Genomic DNA, 25,794 nt, shown 5'->3' on the forward strand with positions numbered 1-25,794 from the left:
ATACATTGAAAAAGTGTTAAGACAACCTATCTTAGTAAGCATAGTATTGATCAATGCAATACAGCGTTCAATTAATATAAAAGGATATCATGATATGTCACAGTCTGTATGGGACGCGACCAGCTTACCGAATTTTACCGACGTCGATGTTGCGAACATCGAAGCGGACCTAGAAAAACTACTAAAGCACAACCAAGCAGCCATCGATGCCTGTGTGAGTGAAAATACCAATCCAACATGGCAAAGCCTTGTTTTACCTCTGGATCAACTGCACGACGATTTAAACAATTTTTGGTCGCCAATTAGCCATTTGAACTCAGTGAAAAACACGCCTGAGCTGCGCGCGGCTTACAATGCATGCTTACCAAAGTTGACGCAGTTTTATACGGATCTTGGGCAAAACAAAGCCTTATATCAAGCGTACAAAAACCTTGCTGAAAGTGAGGTTTCAAAAGAGCTGAATCAAGCACAAACTGAAGCCTTAACCCAAACTATCCGTGACTTCGAATTGTCAGGTGTTGGCCTAGAGGGTGAAGCGAAAAAACGCTATGGCGAGATCAGCCAGCGTTTGTCTGAATTGGGTAGTCAGTTTGGTGAAAACGTGTTGGACGCGACACAAGCGTGGAGCAAATTAATCACCGACGAAAGTGAATTGTCTGGTCTACCTGAATCGGCCCTAGCACAAGCAAAACAAATGGCCGAAGCGAAAGAAAAAGACGGCTGGTTGTTCACCTTAGACTTCCCATCGTACATGCCTGTAATGAGTTACGCTGACAACGCCGCTTTGCGCGAAGAAATGTATCGTGCCTTTGCGACTCGTGCGTCAGACCAAGGTGGCGACATCAAATTTAATAACGCGCCTTTGATCGACGAGATTTTGGCACTGCGTCATGAGATGGCTCATATTCTTGGTTTTGATAACTACGCTGAATTGTCGGTTGCCACTAAGATGGCTGACAACGGGCAGCAGGTTATCGATTTCTTAGATGATTTAGCGAAAAAGTCAAAAAGCTCAGCAGAACAAGATCTTGCGCAGCTAACAGCGTTTGCGAAAGATGAAAATGGCATAGAGAAATTGAACGCTTGGGACATGACTTACTACGCGGAAAAACTACGCCAGCATAAGTTTAGTATTTCTCAAGAAGAGCTGCGTCCTTACTTCCCAATGAACAAGGTTTTGTCTGGATTGTTTCACGTGGCACAAACTTTATTCGGTGTGGATATTCGCGAAGAAAAAGAATTTGATAGCTATAACAAGGACTTGCAGTTATTCACCATCAGTAAGGATGGCGAAGACGTGTCTCGTTTCTATTTAGATCCATATGCGCGTGAAGCAAAACGCGGTGGTGCGTGGATGGATTCTTGCCGTACACGTCGTCGTTTAAGCGATAACCGCTTGCAGCTACCGATTGCCTATCTTGTGTGTAACTTCACCCCACCAATTGGCGCTAAGCCAGCGTTATTGACTCACGATGAAGTCACCACCTTGTTCCATGAATTTGGTCATGGCTTGCACCACATGTTGACTCAAGTGGATGTGTCTTCTGTATCGGGCATCAATGGTGTGGCATGGGATGCCGTCGAGTTGCCAAGTCAATTTATGGAAAACTGGTGTTACGAGCCAGAAGCTCTGGCTCACATTGCGGGTCATTACGAAACAGGCGAACCGCTGCCACAAGACTTGTTAGACAAGATGCTGGCAGCGAAGAACTTCCAATCGGGTATGCAGATGATGCGCCAGCTGGAGTTTTCTTTGTTTGATTTCCGTTTGCACATGGAATATCAAAAAGACATTTCAGTTCAATCGGTTATCAACGACGTACGCAGCAAAGTCGCAGTTACTACGCCTCCTGAATTTAACCGTTTCCAAAATAGCTTCTCGCATATTTTTGCTGGTGGTTACGCGGCGGGTTATTACAGTTACAAATGGGCGGAAGTCTTGTCAGCAGATGCTTTCTCGAAATTCGAAGAAGACGGCATCTTCAATAAAGATACCGGCGCGCGCTTCCGTGATACCATATTGGCAAATGGCGGCTCTCGTCCTGCAGCAGAATTATTTGCTGAGTTCCGTGGTCGTGAGCCAAGCACCGATGCTTTGTTGAGACACAGCGGCATCGCAGCTTAAGTTTTTGTACTGCAAGGAAGCAGCGCCTCGTCTGATGAAAATCAGACAAGGCGCTGCTTTTTTATAACGTCGAATTAGGGCGTTACTTTTTTGAAGGTAGGGTTATGACAGTAAAACGTTTTATCGCAGGGGCGGTTTGCCCTCGTTGCAGTGAGATGGATAAGATTCGAGCATGGCGCGACGATGACGCTGAAAAGCAATATCGTGAGTGCATTTCCTGTGGTTACACGGATGAGCAATCTACGGTAATACAGTCACAGCCAACCGAGATACCAACGCGAGTGAATAAGCCCCATACGAGTTCGCCAGAAGCGGAAGAAGTGGTGATTAATTTTATACCGAATCCAGGTTCGACCAAGCACTAGTCTCAAGCGAGCGCAGAGCAATTAAAAAAGCGGATTGATATTTCTATCAATCCGCTTTTTTTTGTTTCTTTTTTTATATCAATTTTAAGCCAGGAATAAAGCTAAGCCTTTGTTAACCAAAGAATATCTAACGGTTCGATAAGGCTTAATGATGGCAAATCAATTAACTCTTTATCTAGCAAGTTGATTGCTGTGTCTTGGCCGATTAGTTCGCTTAGTGATTGACCAAGCGGCAGATGTTGAAGTGCTATTAGGTGTTCGCTCATGTTGGCGATGACTAATAGTGTTTTGTCGTCCATTTGTCGTCTAAAGGCGAATAAGTGTTCGCTGCCTAGTGAAACTAGTTTAAATTCCTGTGCAGCGAAAAGTGGATTAGCTTTGCGGATTTGGATCATCTCTCGAACGATCTGAGCGATTTTGCCTTGTGGTGTGCTCTTATCTTCCGCCAGCGCGAAATCGGCTTTGGTGAGCTTCTTACGATGCACCCAACGGCTATCATCCACCTTAGTCTGATCATTTAAGTAGTCGTTGCTGTTGAGTACACCAAGGTCGTCGCCTTGATACAATAATGGAATGCCAGGCATGGCGAAGTTGATGCCGTTAAGGACTCGGATACGCTTAATGGCGTGATCAAGCAACAGCGGATCGTCTGCAGCGATGGCGTTTTCTACACCTGCCAGAGACGCTAAGGTACCGCACACTCGGCAATCGCCATTTACTGGGTTTTCTTGAAAGGGGACGCCCGCGGCAAAAGAACCTTCGAATTGACCCGTATAGAATTGATTCAAGAAGCGACGATGGCCGATACCATCAATGCCAAGACGATCAGAAATGGCGTCATCCCATAACCAGCCAATATCGTCATGACAGCGGATATAGTTGATCCAAGTGGTATGCTCTGGAATGGTGAAACTGCGTTCAAGGGATTGGTATAACAAGCTGGTTTGGCGTGTCGCTAAACTTTCCCATAACAAGGCCATCATTAGTGGGTTGTAAGACAGGGTGCACTCATCGGCGCCAATGTATTTATTGACTTCATCAGGGTGAACTATGGCTTCAGATTTAAACACCACTTGCGGTGCGGCAATGTCCAAGCAGGCTTTGAAAGCTTTGATCAGATTATGAGCCTTAGGTAAGTTTTCACACACTGTGCCTTTCTCTTTCCAGACAAAGGCTAAGGCATCGAGTCGTAAAACATCACAGCCGTTTAAAATTAGATGTAACATTTCTTCGACTACAGCGACAAAAACTGCCGGATTGGAATAGTTTAAATCCCATTGAAATGAATTAAAGGTCGTCCATACATGACTGTCTAATTCAGGCAAATAGGTGAAACTGCCTCGACGGATCTGCGGAAAAATTTCACGCACTGTCTTATTGTATTCTGTGGCCTCTTGTTCGCCCATGAAATAATAGTAGCCTTGGAATTCTTGATCGCCAGATTTTGCTGCTTCGGCCCAGCGATGTTCGTCTGATGTGTGATTAAAGACAAAATCTAACACCATGCGGATGCCTTTTTTATGTAGCGCGGAAGCAAGGTCTTTTAGGTCTTTGTTGGTGCCCAAATTCGGTGACACGGTTCGGTAATCTGAAATCGCATAACCGCCATCACTGTTGCCTTCTGGCGCTAAGTAAAGCGGCATTAGATGAACATAGTTAATCCCTAAGGATTCAAAATACGGAATTTTGTCGATAAGAGAACTTAGATCGTCCGCCAGCAAATCCACATAGATAGCAATGCCGACATTTTGATTGGATTCGAACCAGAACTCTGATTTGTCTTTGATTTGGGCTGGGCGTTTTTTCTTATGAAAATCGATAAAGGATTGCAGTAATACCTTTAGATGATAATGCAGATCAAAGCACTGTCCATAAAGCGGAAAAAGCTGCTCGAAAAGTGGCGCAAAGCCGCTCTCTAAGCGCTTAACGAAGATGGCCTTTTGTTGGGAGGTTAGATGGCTAAAATCTAATTCGGCTAACAAACGTTGTTGTGTTTTTTGTGCTTCAAAAGCGAAATTCATGACCATGTTTTTGCCTTGTAAGACGTGCTCGTGAAAAACGACGAGTTTGAATGATTGTTACCTAGTCTGGAACTTTAGGTTAAAAGTTTGGTTGGAGAGTTCGCTTTAACAACAAGATCTGCGCACTTCGTTTTCCATGGGGAAAACGTAGCCTAAGGGGTATGGCGGGTCAATATGGTGACTTTCTAAATACTGACTTAATTTCCGAGAAGCTGGCTTCTCGGAAATTCATGGGGAGGTTAGTTGTCGTTGTCGGCATAGCCACTACCGATGGCATTAAAAGGCATATCAAGATTCAGCTCTGGTACTTGTAAGCCAATCCAAGTAGGAAAGGTGTTGCTGTTTGGTCCTGGAAATACCGTATATTCGTTTGCCCAAGGATAACGCTTTACCGCTTCGTCTATTTTCGGGATCAACGCTTCGGCTTTTGGGCCAATAATAGACAGTACTTTTTCTGGTTTCGCCCCGAACCAATACCGATCCGGTGTGGTGGTCTTATATTCAGATAGCGCTGGCAAGCCTCTATTTACTCGCCAACCTACGACTTCATGAACCGTGTATTCAGAAGCATTCTTCTCTTTGGTCGCAACCCAGGTATGAACAGCAAACCAACCTCGCCAACTGTAAGCGTCGGCGGCATAAAATTCGATGACGGCGTTTTTTTCTGTCTCGGGTGATGGGGCAATGCCTGCGGGCTCTCGGCTTGCAGTGCGCCAATTGTCATTAGAAGAGCAAGCGCTTAAAAATAGGGTGATTAGTAGGAGTCCTAGATATTTTGTCATGCTTTGTCCTTTGGTTTTTAATGTAATTAGCATACGAACATTGCAGTGAATAGGGAGTAATATTTTTGATACAATGTGACGATTCCCTATTTCTTACCAAATTCAAAAAGTTAGACATAAAAAAACGCCAGCAAGCTGGCGTTTAGGTCTGTTGTCTTTACGAGACAGCAGGTTAGTTCATTTCAATGACGAAATCTTCTTTTGCGCGACGTACTTTTTTCAGGTCTTTCAACCAGTCGCCTTCTTCTGCACGGTAACCTAAAGGAAGCAGAATCACAGAGCGAAGTCCGCGTTCAGTTAAGCCTAGAATTTCGTCTACTTTCACTGGGTCAAAGCCTTCCATTGGTGTGCTGTCTACGCCTTCTTCGGCAGCTGCGATCAATGCTGTGCCAAGACCAATATAAGCCTGACGTGCAGCGTGCTGGTAATTGACTTCAGCATCGCGTGGAGGATAAGTGGCTAGGATCATTTGGCGGTAGTTTTCCCAACCTTCGTTTTTAAACCCTCGTTCGTCATTCACTAGGTCGAACATATTGTTAATGCGTTCTTCTGTGTAGTTGTCCCATGCAGCGAAAACTAAAAGGTGAGAAGCGTCGGTGATTTGAGCTTGATTCCAAGCGTGAGGCACGATGGCTTCACGTAAAGCTTGGTTTTTTACTACGATGACTTCGTATGGTTGAAGACCACTTGAGGTTGCTGTAAGACGGATTGCTTCAAGAATACGGTCGACTTTTTCTTGTGCAACAGCCTTGTTTGAATCCATTTTTTTTACGGCATAGCGCCAGTTCAATTTTTCTAACAAATTCGACATTTGAATTCCTTTATAAGGTTTATGTATGTGGACAATATGGATCTAATGTGAGTTGAATTCAAGCGAGCTTTAAGTAGAAAACAAGGATGTTGTACGAAACTTGAATGATCGGTTAAATGTCGAAATTTGTTGATATCTTGCAATAATTTCTTTAATAATGCCCTAAAATGGTTCATTTTTTTGGCGAGATGCAGTAAGGTGCGATTCCGAAAACTTCAATGGACCCCTTTCTAATGACGTTAGATCATAAACCATCATTACTACAGCGCTATTTGCGTGGTAGCTTGGTACTACAAATTGCCATCGGGATTATCTGTGGTATCGCGTTGGCTTACATGTCACCAAGCACAGCTTTATCAGCAAGTTTGCTCGGTGGATTTTTTGTTAAAGCGCTAAAAGCGATTGCTCCGATTTTGGTGTTTTTATTGGTAATGGCATCGATTGCTAACCATAAGCAGGCTCAACAAAGTCACATTCGTCCGGTACTTATCCTGTATTTGTTTGGTACGTTTGTTGCGGCACTAACTGCTGTGGTGTTTAGTTTTGTGTTTCCGACACAACTGCATTTAGTCGCGCCAGACTTAAGCCAAAGCGCACCTCAGGGTGTGGGCGAAGTATTGCGTACACTTGTGTTTAAAATGGTTGATAACCCAGTAAATGCACTTGTGCAGGGGAATTATGTTGGCATTTTAACTTGGGCGATTGGTTTTGGTTTAGGTTTACGTCATTCCTCTGAAGCAACGAAAGCATTGCTGCAGCATTTGGCGACTAGTGTGACAAGCATAGTGTCGGTGATTATTCGTTTAGCGCCGTTTGGTATTTTTGGTCTGGTTGCCAGCACTATCGCGGAAACGGGTTTTGATGCCTTATTTGGCTATTCACATCTGTTAGCTGTGCTAATTGGTGCCATGTTGTTTATCGCATTTGTTACTAATCCATTATTAGTATTCTGGAAGATTCGTCGTAACCCGTATCCTTTGGTCTTTAAATGTCTAAAAGAAAGTGGTGTTACGGCATTTTTCACGCGTAGCTCTGCGGCCAATATTCCGGTTAACTTAGATCTTTGTAAGCGCCTAGACTTAGATGAAGATACCTATTCTGTGTCGATTCCGCTGGGTGCTACGATCAACATGGCTGGTGCGGCGATAACCATCACGGTTTTAACCTTGGCGGCTGTACATACATTAGGTATTTCATTAGATTTTGGTACAGCGTTATTGCTTAGCATAATTGCTGCTGTGTCGGCGTGCGGCGCATCTGGAGTGGCTGGTGGTTCTTTGCTGCTGATCCCGTTGGCGTGTAGCTTGTTTAATATTCCGAATGAGATTGCTATGCAAGTTGTGGCGGTTGGTTTCATCATTGGTGTGTTGCAGGATTCTGCTGAGACTGCCTTGAATAGCTCAACTGATGTTTTATTTACGGCAGCGGCTTGTCTTTCGAATGATAAGAACTAGTTAGTTCAATATCAGCTGTAGAGCAAAAAGAAGGGGAAGCGATTTGCTTCCCCTTCTTGCTTCTATGGTTTTCTAGTTTAAAGCTTAAACTGGGTAACCAATTTATCAAGTTGAACAGATAGTTTCTGTAAGTTCGTGCTTGAAGCGGTTAGCTCGTCTGCGATCTCAGAAGTTTCTGTTGTTAGCTGATTAATCTCTTCAACGTTTTTGCTCATGTCATTTACCACAAGCGCTTGTTCTTCTGTTGCAGTTGCAACTTGAATGTTCATATCGCTAATCTGACCAATGTGCGCGGTGATTTGTTCAAGCGAGCTGTTTGCTTCATTGGCTTGACCCATAACCGTGGTGCTTTGATCCTGCCCTGATTGAATCGTTGCGACTGTTTTTGCTGATTGCTCTTGCAGCTTGTCGATCATTTTTTGAATTTCATCGGTGGAAGCGGCAGAACGACTTGCAAGGTTGCGAACTTCATCGGCAACGACGGCAAACCCTCGACCCTGTTCACCAGCTCGAGCGGCTTCAATGGCAGCGTTTAAAGCCAATAGGTTTGTTTGTTCAGAGATGCTACGAATCGTGTCTAGGATGCTACCGATTGAATCTGTTTGCGTTGCTAATGACCCAATATCTGAACTGATATGCTGTATTTCTGTAGACAACGCCGTCACGCCTTGGCGTGCCCGTGCTACTAAATCAGCTCCTTGATGTGCTTGTGTATCTGCTTCTTGGGCAGCTCTAGCAGCCTGAGAAGCGTTTTCAGCAATGTTTTCAACCGTAGCGCCCATTTCATGAATGGCCGTGGCAATCTGAGTAGTACGGTCTCGTTCATTTAAACAGTTGGTGTGTGTTGCCTTGGCTTTTGCTGCGACATCGTTTGCTGTGTGAGCAAGTTGACGAGAGTTCTCTGCAACGTTTTCAATAGCGGTACGGACTTTTGTAATAAACTGGTTGAAGTGCTGAGCAATGTCGCTGAGCTCATCTTTACCATCTAGTGTCATCACAGTACCAAGGTCAAGTTTGTCACTGGCACTTGATATGTGTTGCTGAAGATAAGAAACACGGCTATTAAGACGACGTAACATTAACCAAGCTAACAAAATAGACGCCGACAATGCGATGATGATTAAAGCAATCATGTTGTTGCGACTATTTTCATAATTGACTTGGCTTTGAGCGTAGCCTTGTTGGCCTTGTTCAAGCAGTTCATCAAGTATTTTATTGACAGCTTTACGCATGACACCATAACTGTCTGCGTATTTGCTTTTGTATATTTCTTGGGCTGTGGTCAGGTCGTTGTTTTCAATGGCTGTTAACATAGGTGCCAGTTCATCGCTTTTTACTTTAGCGAATATATCAATGATCTTTTGGACTTCAGCACGCATTTTAGGGTTTACTTGAGAGTCTAGGGCTTGTTTAAGCGCCATGTCCATCTCAGGAATATCCTCTGCACGAGTTTCTTTTACACGAGTCAATGCACCTCGTTTATCCTGCATAGCTGGAATTTCTTGCAGCAATATAATATCGATACCAACACGCATACGTGGAATGCGAGATGCGACTTCCGCAAGAGATCGCATTGGAGCACTGGTATTTTGAGCTAGCTGTTTTGTTTGCTCTTGCACGCTAGAAAGGCCTTTAAGGCCAGCCCAACTGACAAGTAAGAGGACAAGACAGGGTAGTGCGATCACAGATATAAACTGTGTTTTTAGGGACATTTTGTTAAATATCACGATGTATTACCTGCTGATTATTTTTGGATGGAGGAACTACTGTGAAACTTTTAATCCCTTATCGTTTTACAGAATAGGAGGTGCATGGTTAATTGTACAAGAAAGTTATATCAATATAGTTTTTTTTTGTACGCTGTTACTAATATCGTCTGATATTAAATCCAATAGATGACATTTTTAAATGATAGAAGAATATTTTATTGAATAATCGAAGGAGTTTTCATTGAGCAGTACATTTCGATCTCTATCCAATCCAAATTATCGGCTTTGGTTTGGAGGCGCGGCGATTTCGAATATTGGCGCTTGGTTGCAACGTACTGCTCAGGATTGGATAGTCATTGCTGAGCTATCGGATAAAAATGCTTCGGCGGTTGGTTTGGTTGTTTTCTTGCAATTTGCCCCACAAATTTTACTTTTGCCGCTTACTGGTTGGACGGCAGACCGTATGGATCGACGTAAGTTGTTGTTTATTACTCAATCCTTAATGGCACTACTGGCCTTAGTGCTGGGGGTGTTGGTTTTGAGTGGGCAGGTGGTGTTGTGGCAAGTTTGTGTTTGTGCCTTTGCTTTGGGTTGTGTTGCTGCGTTTGATGCGCCTGCCCGTCATGCCTTTGTGTCTGATATTGTCAGTGAAAAAGAATTATCAAACGCGGTAGGGTTAAACTCGGTGGCGTTTAACTCGGCTCGTTTGGTTGGGCCTGCGATTGCTGGGATCTTGATCGCGTTGATTGGTAGCGGTTGGGTATTTATGATCAATGTGTTGTCTTTTATTCCTTTATTAATTGCCCTGCATAAATTTAAAACACGCCTGCCAGCAGTTGTTGCTGATAACAGCAAAGCAACACCTGATATGGCGAAATTTTTTGATGGTTTTCGCTATATTTGGCAGCATCGGGAAATGGCTGTCATCTTGGTGATGTCTTTCTTGATTTGTAGTCTAGGGATGAATTTTTCTGTGTATCTATCGGCGATGACGGTGCATGTTTTTCAAGGACATGCGGATCAATATGGTTTCTTGATTTCCATGATGGCAATTGGCTCTATCTCTGGTGCAATGGTGACGGCAAGTCGTCGCTCATCACCGTCATTCCGCTTTATGATTTATGTTGCTGCAATGTTCGCGGTGAGCTGTTTTTTGGTTTCTATCAGTACGTCGTTTTGGGCGTTTTCCGTGTTGCTCATCCTTCTTGGCCTGAGCTTGCAGCTGTTTACGACGTCCACAGCGTCTTATATGCAGGTAACAACGGAAAAACGTTATCGTGGCCGAGTGATGGCGGTAGTGTTAGCAACGGCATTGGGAAGCACTGCATTAGGCGCGCCTTTGGTCGGCTGGATTGCTGATGTCTTTGGTGCCAGATGGGCAATTGGTATGGGCAGCTTTTCAGGTGCTGCGGCTGCTTTGTTGGGCTTTTGGTTTTTGCGTAGGCAAACCCAATTGAAAAACAACACACTTTAGCCCAGTGTTAAGAGTCAAAAATAATTGCAGTCGTCTATATTCAGTTTTTAGTGTATTTTTTATTGAAAGCATCGCATGAAGCGGTTCACTCTTTTGCATAACTCTAAAAATATTGATGGAGAAAACTATGTCACAGCATCTTGTATTGAGTTTTATCGGAGACGACCGCCCCGGTCTTGTTGAACGTTTATCCGATACTATCGCTCGCCACCATGGTAATTGGTTGGAAAGCCGTATGGCACATCTAGCCGATAAATTTGCCGGAATTTTAACGGTGACTGTTCCGTTGGAGCACCAAGAAGCACTGGTTAACGCATTACGTAATTTCGAACAACTTGGTCTGCATGTCACGGTTGAACTGGCGAATAAGAAAGCGACAGAAGGATCGACCTTGTCGCTGTCCGTTGTAGGCAATGATCGACCTGGCATTGTGAAAGAAGTGTCTCAAGTGCTGCATTCCTTGATGGTTAACGTTAAAGAACTCACCACCACTTGCGAACCTGCGCCGATGAGTTCCGATATGCTGTTTAAAACCGACATGGTGTTGGCTGTGCCGAAAGATCTACCTTTGTCAGAATTGGAAGCTGCACTAGAAAAAATTAGTAGTGATTTAATGGTGGAACTATCCGTTAATCAGTTTGCCTAGTAGCTTAATTTGTATACATTTTCGTTGGTCTAGAGCGGTTTTTCGTTAAACCGCTTGATCATAAAGTCGATTAACAAGCGTAGTCGTAAGGGCATGTTATCACGATCTCGGTAGAGCATTTGGCAGCCGCGGGGTTGGTTGCTCCACTCAGGTAAAACTTGTCGAAGCTCTCCTGAATCAATCAATGGCTGCGCATGGTAATCGGGCATAAATCCGATGCCTAAACCATCTTGTATAGCGCGAGTGAGCAAGCTAATGTCGTCTACTTTTAGGCGAATATTATGGTTTGGTTTATGAGTTAGCATCTCTCCAGATATAGTGTGTTGCAGTTTCCAAGTAGACATTGGTGAGCACAAGACAGTGGGGAAACCGTCCAAATCACAAGGTGTTTTTAGGCTGGATAGGTCTAAATTGATCGAGCCGCATATCACAAAGCGAATGTTCGTTAAGTGCCTGCCAATCCAATGATCTGCATTGTGGTCACCAACACGAAACGCAATGTCGATGGCTTCTTCTTCAATGTCGATATTTTGATTGGAAAGACGCAAATCCAAATGGATGTCAGGGTATTCAATCAAAAAGGCATTAAAATGCTGAGCTAAAACTTGCACGCCAAAATTCACTGGCGCAGAAATCCGAATAGTACCTTTGGCTTGGGTTTTGTCCTGCAGCAGGCACACTGCCACATCGTCTAACTCCTCAAAAAGAGATGCGCTTCGTTCATAATATCGCTGTCCTGAATGGGTTAGCTGGACTCTATGGGCGTCACGGTTTAGCAATCTTATCGCCAAGTCTTCTTCTAATTTAGCGACTCGTCGACTCAATGTGGAAAGAGGAATCTCCAATGCCGCCGAAGCTTTTTTAAAACTACCATGTTGAGCAACCGCGCAAAAACAACGCATATCATCAAGTGAATAGTTAAATTTCATATTTGGGATCTATTATCTCAATTTTGTTTATTTATTCCGTATTTAAAATCTATACACTGCGCCTTATATTTTCAAGTTTTCTTTTTGTGGAGAAAGATATGAACCGTTCGGCGAATACCAATGCCGTATTACTATTGTTGCTATGCACGTTTTTTTGGGGAGCTTGTTTTCCTGTTGGTAAGCATGCGTTGGGAGAAGTGCACGCGCTGACTTTGGTCATTTGGCGTTTTGCCATTGCTGCTGTTTGTTTGTTTATTTATGCCAAGTGGAAAAACATGTCGATGCCTAGCTTAACGGCAAAACAATGGGCGTGGGCGATTGGCGTTTCTATCATTGGTGTTGGTGGATTGAATCTGGGTTTGTTTACTGGTTTGGCGCAAACAGATGCCAGCAATGGCGCCTTGATCATGGCGCTTAGTCCCTTGGCCACGTCTTTGATTGGCTCTTTGTTGCAACGCAAACTGCCAGCACGCGGTGCGGTTTTTAGTTTGGTGGTTTGTTTATCCGGCGTGTTGCTGGTGTTAACCAATGGCGAGCTAAAACGCTTGTTGGGTTTTGAGTTTAATCACGGTGATCAAATGATCTTTTTGGGTATGCTGTGCTGGAGTCTTTATACCTATTTAACGCAAGGTGTGAGCCGCTGGATGCCAATGATTCCTTATACTCTAGTTGGCATGCTATCAGGGCTAGGTGTGATCTCTTTGGTCACGGCTTTTAGTGCTGAGGTTCATCCACTGCAAGAAAGTTTAGCGATTAGTGGTTATGTGTTGGGTGATTTATTGTTCATCGGTGTGTTTGGTACTGTTGGTGGTTACTTGTTGTGGATTTCTGGCGTTAAACAGCTAGGTGCGGCGAACGCTTCGTTGTTCTTTAATTTTGTCCCTGTCTTTGCGGCGTTGACGGCATTTGCTTACGGTCAAACTGTAACAAGCTTGCAGCTATTAGGAGTAGCGATTGTGATTGCCGGTTTGTTACTGCCAAGAATCGTTAAATGGCAGCAACAGCGTTTTAATCGCCAAGAAGCTACATCGGTTAATTAAACTTTCAATCAGAAGGTAAAAAGTAGAAATTACAGCGATTCAATGTTTTCCAAACACCATTCGGCTCTTTCTAAGACGGCGTGCTTTTGCGCGTCGTCTTGCTTATCCCAATTGCCGTAAATCATACCTATGCGATGATTTTTCGCCAGGCGTTCTCGATGCTTCACCATGAAGCGCCAATATAAGCTGTTGAGAGGGCAAGATTCTTCGCTGGTTTTCTCTTTTACCTTGTAATGACAATTACCGCAGTAATCGCTCATTTTCTGCATATAACTTCCGCTTGCCGCGTAAGGTTTGGAGGCAATCCAACCGCCATCGGCAAATTGGCTCATGCCGCGCGTATTGGGCAACTCCACCCATTCCAAGGCGTCTACGTAAATGCCTAAATACCATTCGTCGACTTGCTGCGGCTGAATTTCGGTTAATAAGCAAAAGTTGCCCGTCACCATCAAGCGTTGAATATGATGCGCATAAGCATAATCGAGAGACTGTCCAATGGCGCTGGCAAGGCATTTCATCTTAGTCTGCCCGTTCCAGAAATAGCTGGGCAAATCTCGCTCAGCGTTTAGGGCATTTTGTTGTTGGTAATCAGGCATATTGATCCAATACATGCCACGCACATATTCGCGCCAGCCGAGGATTTGCCGCACGAAGCCTTCGATTTGAGCGATGTCGATATTGTCGTTTTCTTGATAAGCCGCAATAGCGGCTTTTATCACATGCTTTGGGCTGATCAATTTCGCATTGAGGGCAAAAGACAGACGTGAATGGTACAAGCTCCAACTGTGCGGTGTTTGGTTAGTCATGGCGTCTTGAAAACGGCCAAAATTCGGCAGCAAATGCTCGCAGAAAAAGGTGAGTAAATTCAGCGCGTCTTGGCTGGTGACAGGCCAAAGTAAATCGGATTCTGCTTTGCCAAGGGAAGGAATATTGTGACGTTGAATGCGTTCAAGTAAATGTGTCACATCATGCTGAAAACACAAGGGCGCTGGAATGTCGTCGAGATCTTTTGCTTTGAGTTTATTGCGATTGGCGCTGTCGTAGTTCCATTGTCCGCCTTCAGGTTCTCTTTCATCGGCCATCAATATGTTAAAGCGCTGGCGCATTTTACGGTAAAAATGCTCCATACGAACGGTGCTTTTTGCCTGGAAAAAGTTAGGTATCTCGTTGAATGGTAATAAGAAGTGCTCGCTATCGATCATCCTAATTTTGGGCTTTGGGTTGCTCGCGATCAACTGATGATATTGCTGTAAGACGCGATATTCATCAGGACGTTGCAGTTCTACATGGTCAATATTATGTTGTTTGGCGAGGCTTAAAATCACTTCTTCTAGGCTCTGATTTTGAGTGTCATCCAAAGTGAGGTAACACACGTCATGACCGTTCTCTTTTAAGGCGCTGGCAAAGCGTTCCATGGCAAGGAAAAACGCACACAGCTTTTGAATGTGATGTGTGACATAGGTGGCTTCTGGGTGCAGTTCAGCGATCAGATATAGCACACCTTTATCTTGTGCTTTAAACCAAGAGTGAGCGGCGTTTAATTGATCGCCAAGAATAACGCGCAGCGTGTGAAACTGTTTCATGAAGACTTCCTTGGTTGCGATTGTCTGGATTTTGCCCGACTCTTCGAACGAACATGGGTTGCTAAAATACGCTGTTTTTCTTGTTGTACATTTGGCTGTTCCCGATACCCCCAAAGGCGATCACGGGCTTCTTTTGAAGCTTCTTTAAGGCTGACAATGGGCGCCGGATAGTTTTCACTAATTTTGAATTGATATAAGGCTTCTTCCATTGGTGACATTTCCCAAGGAGAGTGTATCAACGGAGCAGGTACTTCAGCCAATTCCGGCACCCAACGGCGAATAAACTCGCCATCTGGATCTTGGTCTTGAGACTGTTTTACGGGGTTATAAATTCGAATGGCATTTGAGCCAGTGACGCCAGCTTGCATTTGAAATTGTGGGTAGTGAATCCCCGGCTCAAAATCGAGAAACAATCTTGCTAGGTGATGCACGCCAAAGCGCCAATCAATATTTAAGTGATGACATAGAAAGCTGACGAGCATGGCGCGCATGCGAAAATTAATGTAACCCGTTTTATGCAAAGCTCGCATACAAGCATCAACAATTGGATAACCCGTTTGACCTTGTTGCCAAGCAATTAAGTCTGCTTCGACTTGATCATCTTGCCTATAAGGGAAGTGGGCGTAAGCTCGATTAACATGCTGAAATTCCATGCGGCATTCGCTTTCGAATTTTTGCATGAAATGGCAGTGCCAATGTAATCGAGAGCTGAGTGCGATGAGCGTACGTTTCCAGCCAGCCGTTTTCCAGCGAGACAGCAGGTCTTGATAGACTTCTTTTATGCTGATATTTCCCCACGCTAAATAGGGCGACAGCCGAGTGCAAGCTGATCGACTACTAAGAGGACTGGAAATAGACCGATAATAGTCTTTGCCGCGCCCTTCATAGAAGCTGTCTAAGGTTTTCCACGCCAATGTTGGACCGCCTGTTTGAATACCTTTTTGGGGTGTTTGCCATGGGGCTGGAATCGTAAGCGTTGGCGTGTTTATCTCATACCAAGTTATCGCTTCAAGTTCGATGTTTGCCAAGGGCGCGCGCATGACTTTTTGCCAATCTTCATCCCAGTTTTTTCTGTTATCGAGTGGTCGTATCACTGCGCCAGTTGGAGATTCGTGCCAAGATATATTGCGTTGCTGACACCAAGATTTAACCGCTATATCGCGCTGAAAGGTGAGCCCAATGCCAATTTCTTCACTACTGAATAATGCTTCAAACTGCGTGGTTGCATGGAGCACCTCAAGAGCCGGTAAGGCTTCTTGCCAAACAATATGTATGTGTCCACCATATTCGGCGAGTTGACGATTCATATCGTCTAAAGATTGCCAGACAAAGCGCCAGTGGCGCTCACTGTAATGCGGATCAGTGATAAGGCTAGGTTCAAAGATGTATAGCAAAATAATGGGTCTGTTTTGCGCAATGGCCGATGCAAGAGGCAGATGATCGCTTAAGCGCAAATCTCGCTTAAGCCAAACAACAACAGGTTTTACAGCAATATTTTCAGTCATTTGGTGGTTGCTCATCCGGTCGGATAAATCGGCCAGTCAGCCGCATCGACTGAATCCAATTGTGTATCGTAGACTTGGCCTTGCCATTTATGAATAAAATGCTGGTTTGGGTCGTATTGTTCGGTTTGCTTTTGCAAATTGAAGTGACGGCCACCTCTTGGGTCTGCTCCGACGCCCGCGATGTATTGCCAATTGCCCCAGTTTGAGCCAACACTGTAGTCGATCAATTGTTCTTCAAAATAGGCGGCGCCATAACGCCAATCTATGCCTAATTCATAGATCAAACAGCTGGCGGCAATTTGGCGACCTCGGTTGCTCATAAAGCCCGTTTCATTTAGTTGTTTCATACAAGCGTTCACCAATGGATAAGGCGTATTACCTTGACTCCATTTTCTAAAACGCTCTGCGTAATAACTGCCTTGGTTTTGCTTTTCTGTTAAGCCACCGGGCAAGAAAAGTTGCTTGCCGTAACGAGTCGCATACCAATGAAAATACTCGCGCCACAGCAGTTCGAAATAAATCCAATAGGTTGATTCGCTTGCACCATTATCTCGCTCGTAAACGTCTATACTGGCTTTGATTTGTCTGGCAGACAAACTGCCTTGAGCCAACCATGGCGAAAACTTAGTGGAGTTTTCCCAGCCGTCTAATTCGTTACGTGTTTCTTTATAAAGGCTTGGGAGATTGGTTGAGAAGTAATCGCTCAGCTGATCTATTGCGGCTTGCTCTCCGCCTTTGAATGCGCAGCTGTCGTCTATTTGCTTAAGCTTCAAAGGACGAATGCGTTGAATGTCGAAATCCGGTGCTGGTGGTAGTTCTTGCAAGGCAGGTAAGGGCGTAAAAGTGTTTAAGCTCTCAACTAATCGACGGAATTTTGAAAAAGAATCCGGTAAATACGTTACATCAAATGGCAGCTGAGATGTCGAAAATAAGCTCAAACCATGGTCCAGATGAATACGCACGTCAGGGTATCGGCTGGCGATCCGCTTGAGTGTTTGTTGCTCGTCCCAACCGCCATGATGATTACGATATAGATGTGAAATTGGTACTTCGTTGAGAAGTAAATTTAAGCTGGTGGCCGCATCCATGGAACTGACGAATAAAGTTTGCCCCAAGGCTTGTAACTGCAGCGCTAAATCTTGAAGACCTTGATCTAAAAATCGTCGGCGATTGGCAGACATGCCTTGCGTTGCATATCGGCTAGGGCGATTGTTATGAGGCTCATCGCAATAAAGGCAGACAAGGTAATCGACCTCCTGAACTGCTCTCCATAGCATGTTCTGATCTGCACAGCGCAAATCATCTCCGAACCAAATCACACCTAGCTTCATTACAAATTCCTATTTATTTGAGTCAATTAACCTTAGTACGTATTTAAGAGAACATTGGTTTAAATAAGATGCAAATCTGCTTTGTATTGATCATTTCGGATGGTTTTGCTTTAAAGACTGAATACCGTCTAATTAAATTATTTTTATTGGCAAGCAAAAACCATAACGAAAATAGGGTTATAATGCGTGAAATTTTCCCGTTTACGTTAGAAGGTAGTGATAAATATGAGTCTTCCAAATTGCCCAAAATGCGATTCCGCTTACGTGTATGAAGATCAAGCTATGTTGATTTGCCCAGAGTGCGCGCATGAATGGAACCCAAATGAAGTTGTGGTTGATGAAGATGCGCTCATTATCAAAGACATGGGCGGCAACTTATTGCAAGAAGGCGATAAAGTGACGTTGGCGAAAGACCTGAAAGTAAAAGGCTCTTCTCAAGTGCTAAAAATCGGCACTAAAGCGACTATTAAACGCCTTGTCGATGGCGACCACGATATTGATTGCAAATTAGATGGCGGCGGCGAAATGATGCTGAAATCTCAGTTCGTGAAGAAATCTTCCTAAATAGCTAACCTGCGATTTAACGATAGAACTTCTTCAAAATGAAAACCGCCTTCTGGCTCAGTCAGGAGGCGGTTTTTTTATGCTTTATAGCTTAAGCAGAATGTATAACGTCTAGCTTTTCATAGCTGCTCGACAGAGCAAATGCTGACGCCATTTGGCGAATCGAATATTGCCAATAATGGTACCAGTTAAAATCAGTACTAAGGCAATGGTTAATCCTAGCGTCCATTGTTCGCCAAAAATAGGTACGGCCAACACGCTGGCAAACACAGGAACTAAGGCCATCAATCCACCCATTTTAGTAGCACCTAAAATATGCACGGCACGTCCGTAAAATACCATTTGTACTGTGGTTGCCATCACGCCTTGGTAGAAAGCCTGTAAACCAATCATTTCCCAAGAAGCATCTGTCAAATGATGTGGCAAAAACAAGATATACGCAGGGGTAAAGAGCAGGGTTGTGACAGCAATAATGCCTAATGTTGCTTGCCAAGGCGCAAACTTCCAACGACGTAACAGCACAGTGAAAATTCCCCAAAAGACGCAGGCGATTACAAAGCTGATATCTCCTAGCCAATAAGATGCGCCTGATAGCATGGTTTCAGCTAGTAAGGCGAGAATGCCTAAACTGCTTATTAAAATGCCAATCCAAGACGCCCTAGTGTGACGCTCATTTGCTAAAAAGTAAGCTAACACTGCGATCATGATCGGCATTAAACCTGGTAATAAAAGAGCTGCGTGTGTTGCTGGCGCATGCTGAAAGCCATTAAATACAAATAAAGCGTAAGCCAAACCACCAATACTGCCTAACGCAAACATACGCCATTGCAAGATGGTTTTACGGTGTTGCCAAATAAACGGAAAAAACAACACAAATGCGGTGCCAAAGCGCACCATCATCATGTCTGGTAAGGCTAAAGCTCCCAAAGCGCCCGCTTTCGACACCAAGATAAAACCTGTCCATATAGCAACAGCTGCTAACGCGTACGCTACGCCAGCAATTGGTAATGAGGATTCTACATTTGATCTATTCATTTCTTTATCCTCTCGGTTTTGATTTTTTTCCAGTATAGGGTTATTGTTCTTTCATTAATAATGAATAATAAAGAACAAAGCCTTCATTAAATATGAAAGAGACGGCGACATGGATATTTCAGATCTGATTGTTTTTAAGGCTGTGGTAGAACACAAAGGCGTTACCCGAGCCGCAGAAGCTTTGCATCGAGTGCCCTCGAATGTCACTGCACGACTTAAAAAACTAGAAGGTGAACTCAATGTTGACCTCTTTTTACGAGAAAATAATCGCCTGTCTGTCACCTCGGCGGGACTGAGATTATTGGATTACACCGATAAAATTCTGCAGCTACAAAAAAGTGCCATTGCCGAGCTAACTCAAGCAGAACCTTCGGGATTATTACGATTGGGTTCCATGGAAAGCAGTGCTGCTTCGCGATTGCCCAATGTACTTTCCCGTTATCACGATACTTATCCTGCGGTCCAGATTGAACTGATGACCTCTGCTTCCATGCCGCTAATCGAGCGAGTATTGGAAGGGGAGTTGGATCTAGTGATGTCAGCTGATCCACCAGATGATCCAAGGCTATCTTGTGTGCACTGCTATGACGAAGAGTTGGTACTTATCATGCCCGCAGCTTGGGGCGACCAACCAGAGTTGCCCGATTCGCTCACCATGGTGGGTTACAACAAGGGGTGCTCCTATCGAGGTCGACTAGAAAAATGGCTCAAAAGGCAAGAACACACTTGCGAGCGCATTATCGAAATTCCTAGTTATTACACCATGATCAGCTGCGTCATCGCCGGAATGGGCATCGGCATGGTGCCGCGCTCACTCTTGTCATTACATAAAACCGAAGGGCTGGCTTTCCGAACGGTTGATCAGGATATAGCCCATGCGCCAACTTACTTGGTTTCCCGCAAAGACAACCCTTCAAGCGCAATCAGTGCGTTTGTGGAATGTACCTTGGGGTTACCAGAGCAGGTAGTTTGAAACAGTTTAAAGCGCTTTGACCATAACTGCTTTATCAACACCCTTATCGTTCAAACTATGTATCACCTCGAAGCCGTATTTCAAATACAGGCGAATATTGTGCTGTTCGCACTGCAAATACAAAGAAGTGATCTGTTGAGTTTTAGCGTGCTTCAAAGCCTGTTGTAACACTGTTGTGGCGTAGCCTCTGCCGCGTTTATCGGCTGGCACAAAAACGCCTCCAAGCCAATGCTTGTAATCGGGAAATTTAGGATGTTCATGGAACTTCAGTTCCGCCACAGCAAGTAGCTCGTCATGGTCATGCAAGACAAAAGAGATGGGGAGCGCGGCTCTACTTTCCGCCACCTTTGCGACTTTTATCTCAATGTCTTCTTGTGATATTCCCTGCGTTAAATGTGCCCATTCCTCGAAATACCACTGAGCAATTGTCGGAATAAAGTGCTTCTCGTCAGCGAGGAAAGAGACCTTCATGCGGTTATTAATTTGCTTATCCATTTCTATTTCCACTAGCTTCGTACATCAATCTAATCTAACCGTTTTTCCGCGCACTTTGCTATTTTTTACTGGGTATAAGCGCTTTTTTTATAGTGCTGAAATAAGGAAAAAGAGAAAAATAGTTTTGAGTTATAATTAAATGCGTGTTTAATAAAAATGTCACTTTAATTCGTTATACGCACATGGAGAGCTATTTTATGGGAAAAATTACCGCATCTATTCTAGTTGCCTTACCACTGTTGAGCAGTGTTACGTTTGCTGCTGAAGATACTAGTTGTACACCAAAAGAATACAATATGGCGCTGCGTTATCAGCAGCAATCTGCCGAGGTCATGGCGCTGCAGTTGCAGGCATACCAGTTTGCAACACAGCGTTTTATCCAGCTCTTAGCGAATCATCATTCAGATAAAAAACCTGCGGTGGTATTAGATCTTGATGAAACAGTGATAGACAACACGCCATTATTAGTTCGTGATGTAAATAACTGCCACGATTACACTTCTTGGGATACTTGGAGTGATTGGGAGCAAAAAGGCGAACCGACCTTGATCCCAGGGGCTAAAGATTTCATCGACTTTGTTACACAACAAGGCGTGAAAATTTACTATATCTCAGATCGTTTTCAGGAGAACAAAGCAGACACGCTTAAGACACTGCAAAAGCTGAATGTTGCTCAAGTAAGCAGTGATAATGTGTTGTTGTATACCAAGTCGAAAGAAGCTCGTCGTGATATCGTTCGCAAAGAGCACGATATTCTTATGTTGATTGGCGATAGCCTGCATGATTTTGCTGCAGAATTTAAAAACAAGAAATCAACGGAGTATCAACGTGGATTGGTTGCCAAAGAAGCAGCCCATTTTGGTAACGACTGGATCGTGATGCCCAATGCTTCGTACGGTTCTTGGTCGAAGTCTGAGCTAAAAACGTGGAATGAAAAAGCCGCAAAATAACGCTGAATAGAACATAAACAGCCAATACGAATTAAGGTTTGTATTGGCTTTTTTATTCAATTTCTGTCCAAAACAGCATCATTTCTCAATCCTTTCTCTTGTCTGTGTTCTGTTTGCTTCCACTTCCGCAATGGCTGCGTTTAAACGAGAAGCATTTTTAGGACTCGCCATTAAATAAGCTGTTTCTTCATAGGCCTGAAAATCTTCCAAGCTTATCAGCACAGCCGGCTTCCTGCCCTGACGAGTAATGAGTACAGGCTTATGATCGTCATTTACTTTATCAAATGTACTAGCAAGATTTGCTCTAAAAGCTGAGTAACTTAACGTATCCATATTTTACTCCTGCAAGTCAGTGTTTAATTTTTCCGTATGCAGAGATTTTAGCCTTTCCTACTGGCTGTGAAGAGTCGGTGAAACTCTTCTGCTGAATTTGCCAAGCTACCACTCGCTTTATAGCCACAGCGTTGGTTTCAGCTAAGATGCCTTCCTCTTCAAGGAAATCATCAAAGGAAGAACCTATGTGTTTGTTAGTCATGTTTGGTGTCCTCTTCAATTAGGTCTAATGCGGAGGCTAGCTCGACATAGTCTTGATAGGTTGTTTTTAGAATTTGTTCAAAGCTATTATTAAAATAATTAGATTGAAGCCATTTTAGTGCAATGTTTTTATTTTCGGAATTATAAAAGTTCTCGAAATCATATTGTAATTCCTTATTTACCTTTGCTTTTATATCGGCATTTGAATTGTGGTCTTCAGTATAGAGATCAAAAAAACTTTTGGAGTTATTGTCTCCAAAGTGATTTACAAATATTTCCTGCAGATATTTGCAAAAATCAATTTCAAATTTTTTGTTATTTTTTGTATGAAATAAATCATCATACTTCTGTGGCTGAACCTCTACAGCCATAGATGCATTGATATTACCGAAACGCTCTCCGCAATAATTCATTAAGTTTTTGGAATTACCTGAGACAATTTTTTTGAATTGCTCATTATCTTCTTCATAAAAGCACAGCAATGTTGTCAGCATCAAAATATCAACCTTTGAGCCGCTAGGCATATTTGAGATGGTTGCCACAACGCGATCTGCAATTTGAATAGCGGTTCTGGGAGGCATTTTAAACGCGTCTAAAATTACTGAAATATTGCTCAGGGTAATGCTTGCATCGTCATTTGGCGGCAGGATCTGAATCCCCGCTTTTTTCAGGTATTCGCCAGATAATTTGCTAATATCAGTATGCACTTCCAGAAAGCTTTTTAAGTCAGGTGCTTTTAGGCTAAATCGGCTATTGAAGAATCGGCCAAGATAAAGACGAGCGTCGAAGCCTTCGCCATAAATGGCTTTTACGGCATGTTGCAGTTGTTCGGTGTCTGTGGCGACGACAAAGACAATGCCTTTTATATCGAAGATGTGCTTGATGGTTTCGAGCATTTCTACCGCATAGCTAGGGCGGCAGCGGTCTAATTCATCTATAAAGATAAAAGCTGGGTAGGACAGTTGTTGTGTTTCTGTCACTGTTTTGACCCAATTCGCCACATGAATTTTTAAATCATCAATGGCTTTCTTTTTACCATCATGTTCATCAATAAGTTGCTTCACCATTGTTGAAGCTAACTCACTTAGGTCGATGGTTTTCCCTTCGCTATCCTTGGCGTCTTTAAGTTCTGAGTCATCGTCAGCTTGCAAGAATGCTGCGAGATCCATATCCAAGTAGCGTTTTGCCATGCTTCGCGCAAAGCCGGGAGCTGCCGCTTTTAGAAGCCCTAAAGCTTTTTTCGGAAGTTTGAACTTTGGGCTATTTTCAGGCATATCTGCCTGCATTCTAAGTTGTTTGATGATGGATGAAATCGCCGTCATCAAAGGATCATCAGAGTAGTCTTGTTGCCATGCATCGATGTAAACAACAGGGAAGTGAGCTTTTAAGTCGTTAGACCAACGCTTTAGAAAGTAGGTTTTGCCAGAACCCCATTCGGAGTTTAGATTGAGCACATAATTACGCTTTTCATCGCCAGACTCTCTTGTCGTATCGTAACCTTGTCCCACGAGAAACTGGGTTAAAAACTCGGCGTATTTAGCACGGTTTAATGTATCTCTAGGAAAGGACACATCTTCGATAACATCTTTTTCTGACCAATCGAGAGAGATTTTTTCTGGCATCGACGAGTATCCTTACATAAATCAATAGGTTGGTATTACTTTAGAAAGCGTCAAATTGACGTTTAGCAATGTTTGTATTTAGCCTATTCATTTCTATGCTTTACTGCAATTTAATTAAGATGAAACAAATTCACGCCGAGCGGTTTTACGCGCTTGCGCGTGGAGCGAGGCGGGAAGTTTGTTTCTAACTTAATTGCAGGAACACAAAAAAACCGCCATCTTGCTAAGCCAGATGGCGGTTTGTGTGATTGCTTCGGGTATTGTTGAAGACTGATTCTTAGTTACGAATCAAGTAATCAAATGCACCCAATGCCGCGGTTGCGCCAGATCCCATGGAGATGATGATCTGTTTATATGGCGTTGTGGTGACATCACCAGCGGCAAATACACCTGGGATAGAGGTTTCGCCATGAGCGTTGATGACGATTTCGCCTCTGTTGGTTAATTCCAATGTGTCTTTCAAGAACTCGCTGTTTGGCACTAAGCCGATTTGTACGAATATCCCAGCCACGTCGACAAGATGAGACTCGTCGGTTAATCGGTCTGTGTATTTTAGGCCAATAACACGTTGTCCATCACCGATGACTTCCGTTGTCATGGCGTTTTTGATGATGGTGACGTTTGGTAAAGAGTTGGCTTTTTTCACCAATACATCGTCGGCACGCAAGGTGTCGGCAAATTCAAAAACCGTTACGTGTTCAGTGATGCCAGCCAAATCAATCGCGGCTTCGATACCTGAGTTACCACCACCGATAACGGCGGTTCTTTTGCCTTTGAACAAGGGGCCGTCACAATGTGGGCAGTAAGCTACGCCCTTGTTGCGGTATTCTTGTTCGCCCGGTACGTTCATTTCTCTCCAACGTGCACCCGTCGCTAATACCACAGATTTACTTTGTAGTATTGCACCGTTTTCCAATTCCACTTCGATGAACTCTTTCTTCTCTAGGCGAACGGCTTTTTGCAGCTTCATTAGGTCAACATCGTAATCCAATACGTGTTGTTCAAGGCCGGCGACCAATTTCGGGCCGTCGGTGGCTTTCACAGAAATGAAGTTTTCAATCGCCATGGTGTCACTGACTTGTCCACCAAAACGTTCAGCGACGACGCCTGTTCGGATGCCTTTACGAGCTGCATAAATGGCTGCGGCTGCACCTGCTGGACCGCCACCAACAACGAGCATGTCGTAAGGCGCTTTTTCTGCTAACTCGGCCGCTTGTTTGTCTGCTGCGCCTGTATCTACTTTGTTAATTATCTCTGCCAATGTCATGCGACCTTGGCCAAAGAGTTCGCCATTTAGGTACACAGATGGCACGGCCATGATGTTGCGTTCGTTTACTTCGTCTTGGAATAAAGAGCCATCGATCATGGTCGCGGTAATGTTAGGGTTTAATACCGCCATTAAGTTAACGGCTTGCACAACGTCTGGACAGTTGTGGCAAGAGAGGGAAATGTACACCTCAAAGTTCAATGTAGAGTCTAGAGACTTAATTTGCTCTAGGGTCTCTTGTGCCGCTTTGGATGGATGGCCACCTGCTTGTAATAGAGCCAGTACGAGAGAGGTAAACTCGTGGCCCATTGGAATGCCTGCAAAGCGCACACGTGCTGATTCGCCTTTTGGCGCGATGGCCATTTGCGGTGCACGACCTTGTGAGTTTTCATCAACCGTTAAGGTGATTTTGTCGTTTTTTAGCTCAGTGATTTCGCGAGCCAATTCAAGTAATTCGTCTGATTTTGCGGAACCGTTTGTGGACACAGTAATTTCAATCGGATTAACGATATTTTGCAGGTATGTGCCCAACTGCTGTTTTAAGTTTGCTTCTAACATGATGATGAAACCTGTGTTTGA

Annotated in this window: 23 protein-coding genes; 9 read left to right on the forward strand and 14 right to left on the reverse strand. The window is 43.9% G+C overall.

Annotation, left to right across the window (positions count from 1 at the left end; all coding sequences use genetic code 11):
* Positions 1 to 94: 94 nt before the first annotated feature.
* Together prlC and KPL72_RS02085 are read left to right on the forward strand one after the other, a co-directional pair.
* Positions 95 to 2,125 carry an oligopeptidase A gene (gene prlC, locus KPL72_RS02080; RefSeq protein WP_212917322.1) on the forward strand — a complete coding sequence of 677 codons (2,031 nt, stop codon included), beginning with the start codon at positions 95 to 97 and terminating at the stop codon, positions 2,123 to 2,125.
* A 104-nt stretch (positions 2,126 to 2,229) separates the two neighbouring features.
* Positions 2,230 to 2,490, forward strand: coding sequence for a YheV family putative zinc ribbon protein (locus KPL72_RS02085; protein WP_219701629.1), 261 nt, complete (start codon positions 2,230 to 2,232; stop codon positions 2,488 to 2,490).
* A gap of 101 nt (positions 2,491 to 2,591) precedes the next feature.
* On the opposite strand, the gene KPL72_RS02090 is transcribed toward KPL72_RS02085, so the two are convergent.
* From KPL72_RS02090 to KPL72_RS02100, 3 genes are all read right to left on the reverse strand, one after another.
* Positions 2,592 to 4,517 (reverse strand): alpha-amylase family protein, encoded by a 1,926-nt coding sequence (locus KPL72_RS02090; RefSeq protein WP_219701631.1) that lies wholly within the window; start codon positions 4,515 to 4,517, stop codon positions 2,592 to 2,594.
* Positions 4,518 to 4,750: 233 nt separating this feature from the next.
* Complete coding sequence (locus KPL72_RS02095) at positions 4,751 to 5,293, reverse strand: DUF3750 domain-containing protein (protein WP_219701632.1); 543 nt, start codon at positions 5,291 to 5,293, stop codon at positions 4,751 to 4,753.
* A gap of 172 nt (positions 5,294 to 5,465) precedes the next feature.
* Entirely contained in the window at positions 5,466 to 6,104 is a 639-nt protein-coding gene (locus KPL72_RS02100; RefSeq protein ID WP_219701633.1) for an NAD(P)H-dependent oxidoreductase, read from the reverse strand.
* Between the two features lie 233 nt (positions 6,105 to 6,337).
* On the opposite strand from KPL72_RS02100, the gene sstT reads away from it, so the two are divergent.
* On the forward strand, positions 6,338 to 7,558 hold the full coding sequence (gene sstT / locus KPL72_RS02105) for a serine/threonine transporter SstT (RefSeq protein ID WP_249411664.1): 1,221 nt from the start codon (positions 6,338 to 6,340) through the stop codon (positions 7,556 to 7,558).
* A gap of 77 nt (positions 7,559 to 7,635) precedes the next feature.
* On the opposite strand, the gene KPL72_RS02110 is transcribed toward sstT, so the two are convergent.
* Complete coding sequence (locus KPL72_RS02110; protein ID WP_249422074.1) at positions 7,636 to 9,270, reverse strand: methyl-accepting chemotaxis protein; 1,635 nt, start codon at positions 9,268 to 9,270, stop codon at positions 7,636 to 7,638.
* A 238-nt stretch (positions 9,271 to 9,508) separates the two neighbouring features.
* Between KPL72_RS02110 and KPL72_RS02115 the strand changes: the two genes are divergently transcribed.
* Together KPL72_RS02115 and KPL72_RS02120 are read left to right on the forward strand one after the other, a co-directional pair.
* Complete coding sequence (locus KPL72_RS02115; protein WP_212917329.1) at positions 9,509 to 10,741, forward strand: MFS transporter; 1,233 nt, start codon at positions 9,509 to 9,511, stop codon at positions 10,739 to 10,741.
* A gap of 127 nt (positions 10,742 to 10,868) precedes the next feature.
* The gene (locus tag KPL72_RS02120; RefSeq protein ID WP_212917330.1) at positions 10,869 to 11,387 is read left to right on the forward strand and encodes a glycine cleavage system transcriptional repressor; all 519 of its coding nucleotides are present in this window, start codon (positions 10,869 to 10,871) and stop codon (positions 11,385 to 11,387) included.
* A 29-nt stretch (positions 11,388 to 11,416) separates the two neighbouring features.
* On the opposite strand, the gene KPL72_RS02125 is transcribed toward KPL72_RS02120, so the two are convergent.
* Positions 11,417 to 12,316, reverse strand: a complete 900-nt coding sequence (locus tag KPL72_RS02125; protein WP_212917331.1) for a LysR family transcriptional regulator — start codon at positions 12,314 to 12,316, stop codon at positions 11,417 to 11,419.
* 98 nt (positions 12,317 to 12,414) lie between these two features.
* Between KPL72_RS02125 and KPL72_RS02130 the strand changes: the two genes are divergently transcribed.
* Positions 12,415 to 13,356 carry a DMT family transporter gene (locus KPL72_RS02130; protein ID WP_212917332.1) on the forward strand — a complete coding sequence of 314 codons (942 nt, stop codon included), beginning with the start codon at positions 12,415 to 12,417 and terminating at the stop codon, positions 13,354 to 13,356.
* 29 nt (positions 13,357 to 13,385) lie between these two features.
* On the opposite strand, the gene KPL72_RS02135 is transcribed toward KPL72_RS02130, so the two are convergent.
* The 3 genes from KPL72_RS02135 to KPL72_RS02145 are packed head-to-tail and all read right to left on the reverse strand — an operon-like array spanning position 13,386 to position 17,775.
* A complete protein-coding gene (locus tag KPL72_RS02135) occupies positions 13,386 to 14,939 on the reverse strand; it encodes a cryptochrome/photolyase family protein (RefSeq protein ID WP_219701637.1) in 1,554 nt (517 codons plus the stop codon).
* Positions 14,936 to 16,444: a cryptochrome/deoxyribodipyrimidine photo-lyase family protein gene (locus tag KPL72_RS02140; RefSeq protein ID WP_219701639.1), complete on the reverse strand. Its 1,509-nt coding sequence runs from the start codon at positions 16,442 to 16,444 to the stop codon at positions 14,936 to 14,938. The genes KPL72_RS02135 and KPL72_RS02140 overlap by 4 nt, the downstream gene beginning before the upstream one ends.
* An 11-nt stretch (positions 16,445 to 16,455) precedes the next feature.
* Entirely contained in the window at positions 16,456 to 17,775 is a 1,320-nt protein-coding gene (locus tag KPL72_RS02145) for a DASH family cryptochrome (protein ID WP_219701640.1), read from the reverse strand.
* Positions 17,776 to 18,000: 225 nt separating this feature from the next.
* Here KPL72_RS02145 and KPL72_RS02150 point away from each other — a divergent pair, with 225 nt between their 5' ends.
* Positions 18,001 to 18,339, forward strand: a complete 339-nt coding sequence (locus tag KPL72_RS02150) for a zinc ribbon domain-containing protein YjdM (protein ID WP_212917336.1) — start codon at positions 18,001 to 18,003, stop codon at positions 18,337 to 18,339.
* Between the two features lie 111 nt (positions 18,340 to 18,450).
* Here KPL72_RS02150 and KPL72_RS02155 read toward each other — a convergent pair whose 3' ends face one another.
* Positions 18,451 to 19,374, reverse strand: coding sequence for a DMT family transporter (locus KPL72_RS02155; protein ID WP_219701641.1), 924 nt, complete (start codon positions 19,372 to 19,374; stop codon positions 18,451 to 18,453).
* A 109-nt stretch (positions 19,375 to 19,483) separates the two neighbouring features.
* On the opposite strand from KPL72_RS02155, the gene KPL72_RS02160 reads away from it, so the two are divergent.
* Complete coding sequence (locus KPL72_RS02160) at positions 19,484 to 20,347, forward strand: LysR substrate-binding domain-containing protein (RefSeq protein WP_219701643.1); 864 nt, start codon at positions 19,484 to 19,486, stop codon at positions 20,345 to 20,347.
* Positions 20,348 to 20,353: 6 nt separating this feature from the next.
* On the opposite strand, the gene KPL72_RS02165 is transcribed toward KPL72_RS02160, so the two are convergent.
* Positions 20,354 to 20,842 (reverse strand): GNAT family N-acetyltransferase, encoded by a 489-nt coding sequence (locus tag KPL72_RS02165; protein WP_219701646.1) that lies wholly within the window; start codon positions 20,840 to 20,842, stop codon positions 20,354 to 20,356.
* A gap of 197 nt (positions 20,843 to 21,039) precedes the next feature.
* On the opposite strand from KPL72_RS02165, the gene KPL72_RS02170 reads away from it, so the two are divergent.
* Positions 21,040 to 21,792, forward strand: a complete 753-nt coding sequence (locus tag KPL72_RS02170) for a 5'-nucleotidase, lipoprotein e(P4) family (protein WP_249422045.1) — start codon at positions 21,040 to 21,042, stop codon at positions 21,790 to 21,792.
* 78 nt (positions 21,793 to 21,870) lie between these two features.
* Here the strand turns inward: KPL72_RS02170 and KPL72_RS02175 are convergent, their stop codons facing one another.
* The 4 genes from KPL72_RS02175 to ahpF form a co-directional block, all read right to left on the reverse strand.
* Positions 21,871 to 22,125, reverse strand: a complete 255-nt coding sequence (locus tag KPL72_RS02175; RefSeq protein ID WP_219701649.1) for a type II toxin-antitoxin system Phd/YefM family antitoxin — start codon at positions 22,123 to 22,125, stop codon at positions 21,871 to 21,873.
* 16 nt (positions 22,126 to 22,141) lie between these two features.
* Entirely contained in the window at positions 22,142 to 22,327 is a 186-nt protein-coding gene (locus KPL72_RS21160; protein ID WP_249422046.1) for a hypothetical protein, read from the reverse strand.
* Positions 22,320 to 23,948, reverse strand: a complete 1,629-nt coding sequence (locus tag KPL72_RS02185; protein ID WP_219701652.1) for a KAP family P-loop NTPase fold protein — start codon at positions 23,946 to 23,948, stop codon at positions 22,320 to 22,322. Before KPL72_RS02185 ends, KPL72_RS21160 begins: the two co-directional genes overlap by 8 nt.
* Positions 23,949 to 24,225: 277 nt before the next feature.
* Complete coding sequence (ahpF, locus tag KPL72_RS02190; RefSeq protein ID WP_219701653.1) at positions 24,226 to 25,773, reverse strand: alkyl hydroperoxide reductase subunit F; 1,548 nt, start codon at positions 25,771 to 25,773, stop codon at positions 24,226 to 24,228.
* Positions 25,774 to 25,794: the final 21 nt, after the last annotated feature.

The organism is Marinomonas lutimaris (genome assembly GCF_019426345.1).
GTDB lineage: Bacteria > Pseudomonadota > Gammaproteobacteria > Pseudomonadales > Marinomonadaceae > Marinomonas > Marinomonas lutimaris.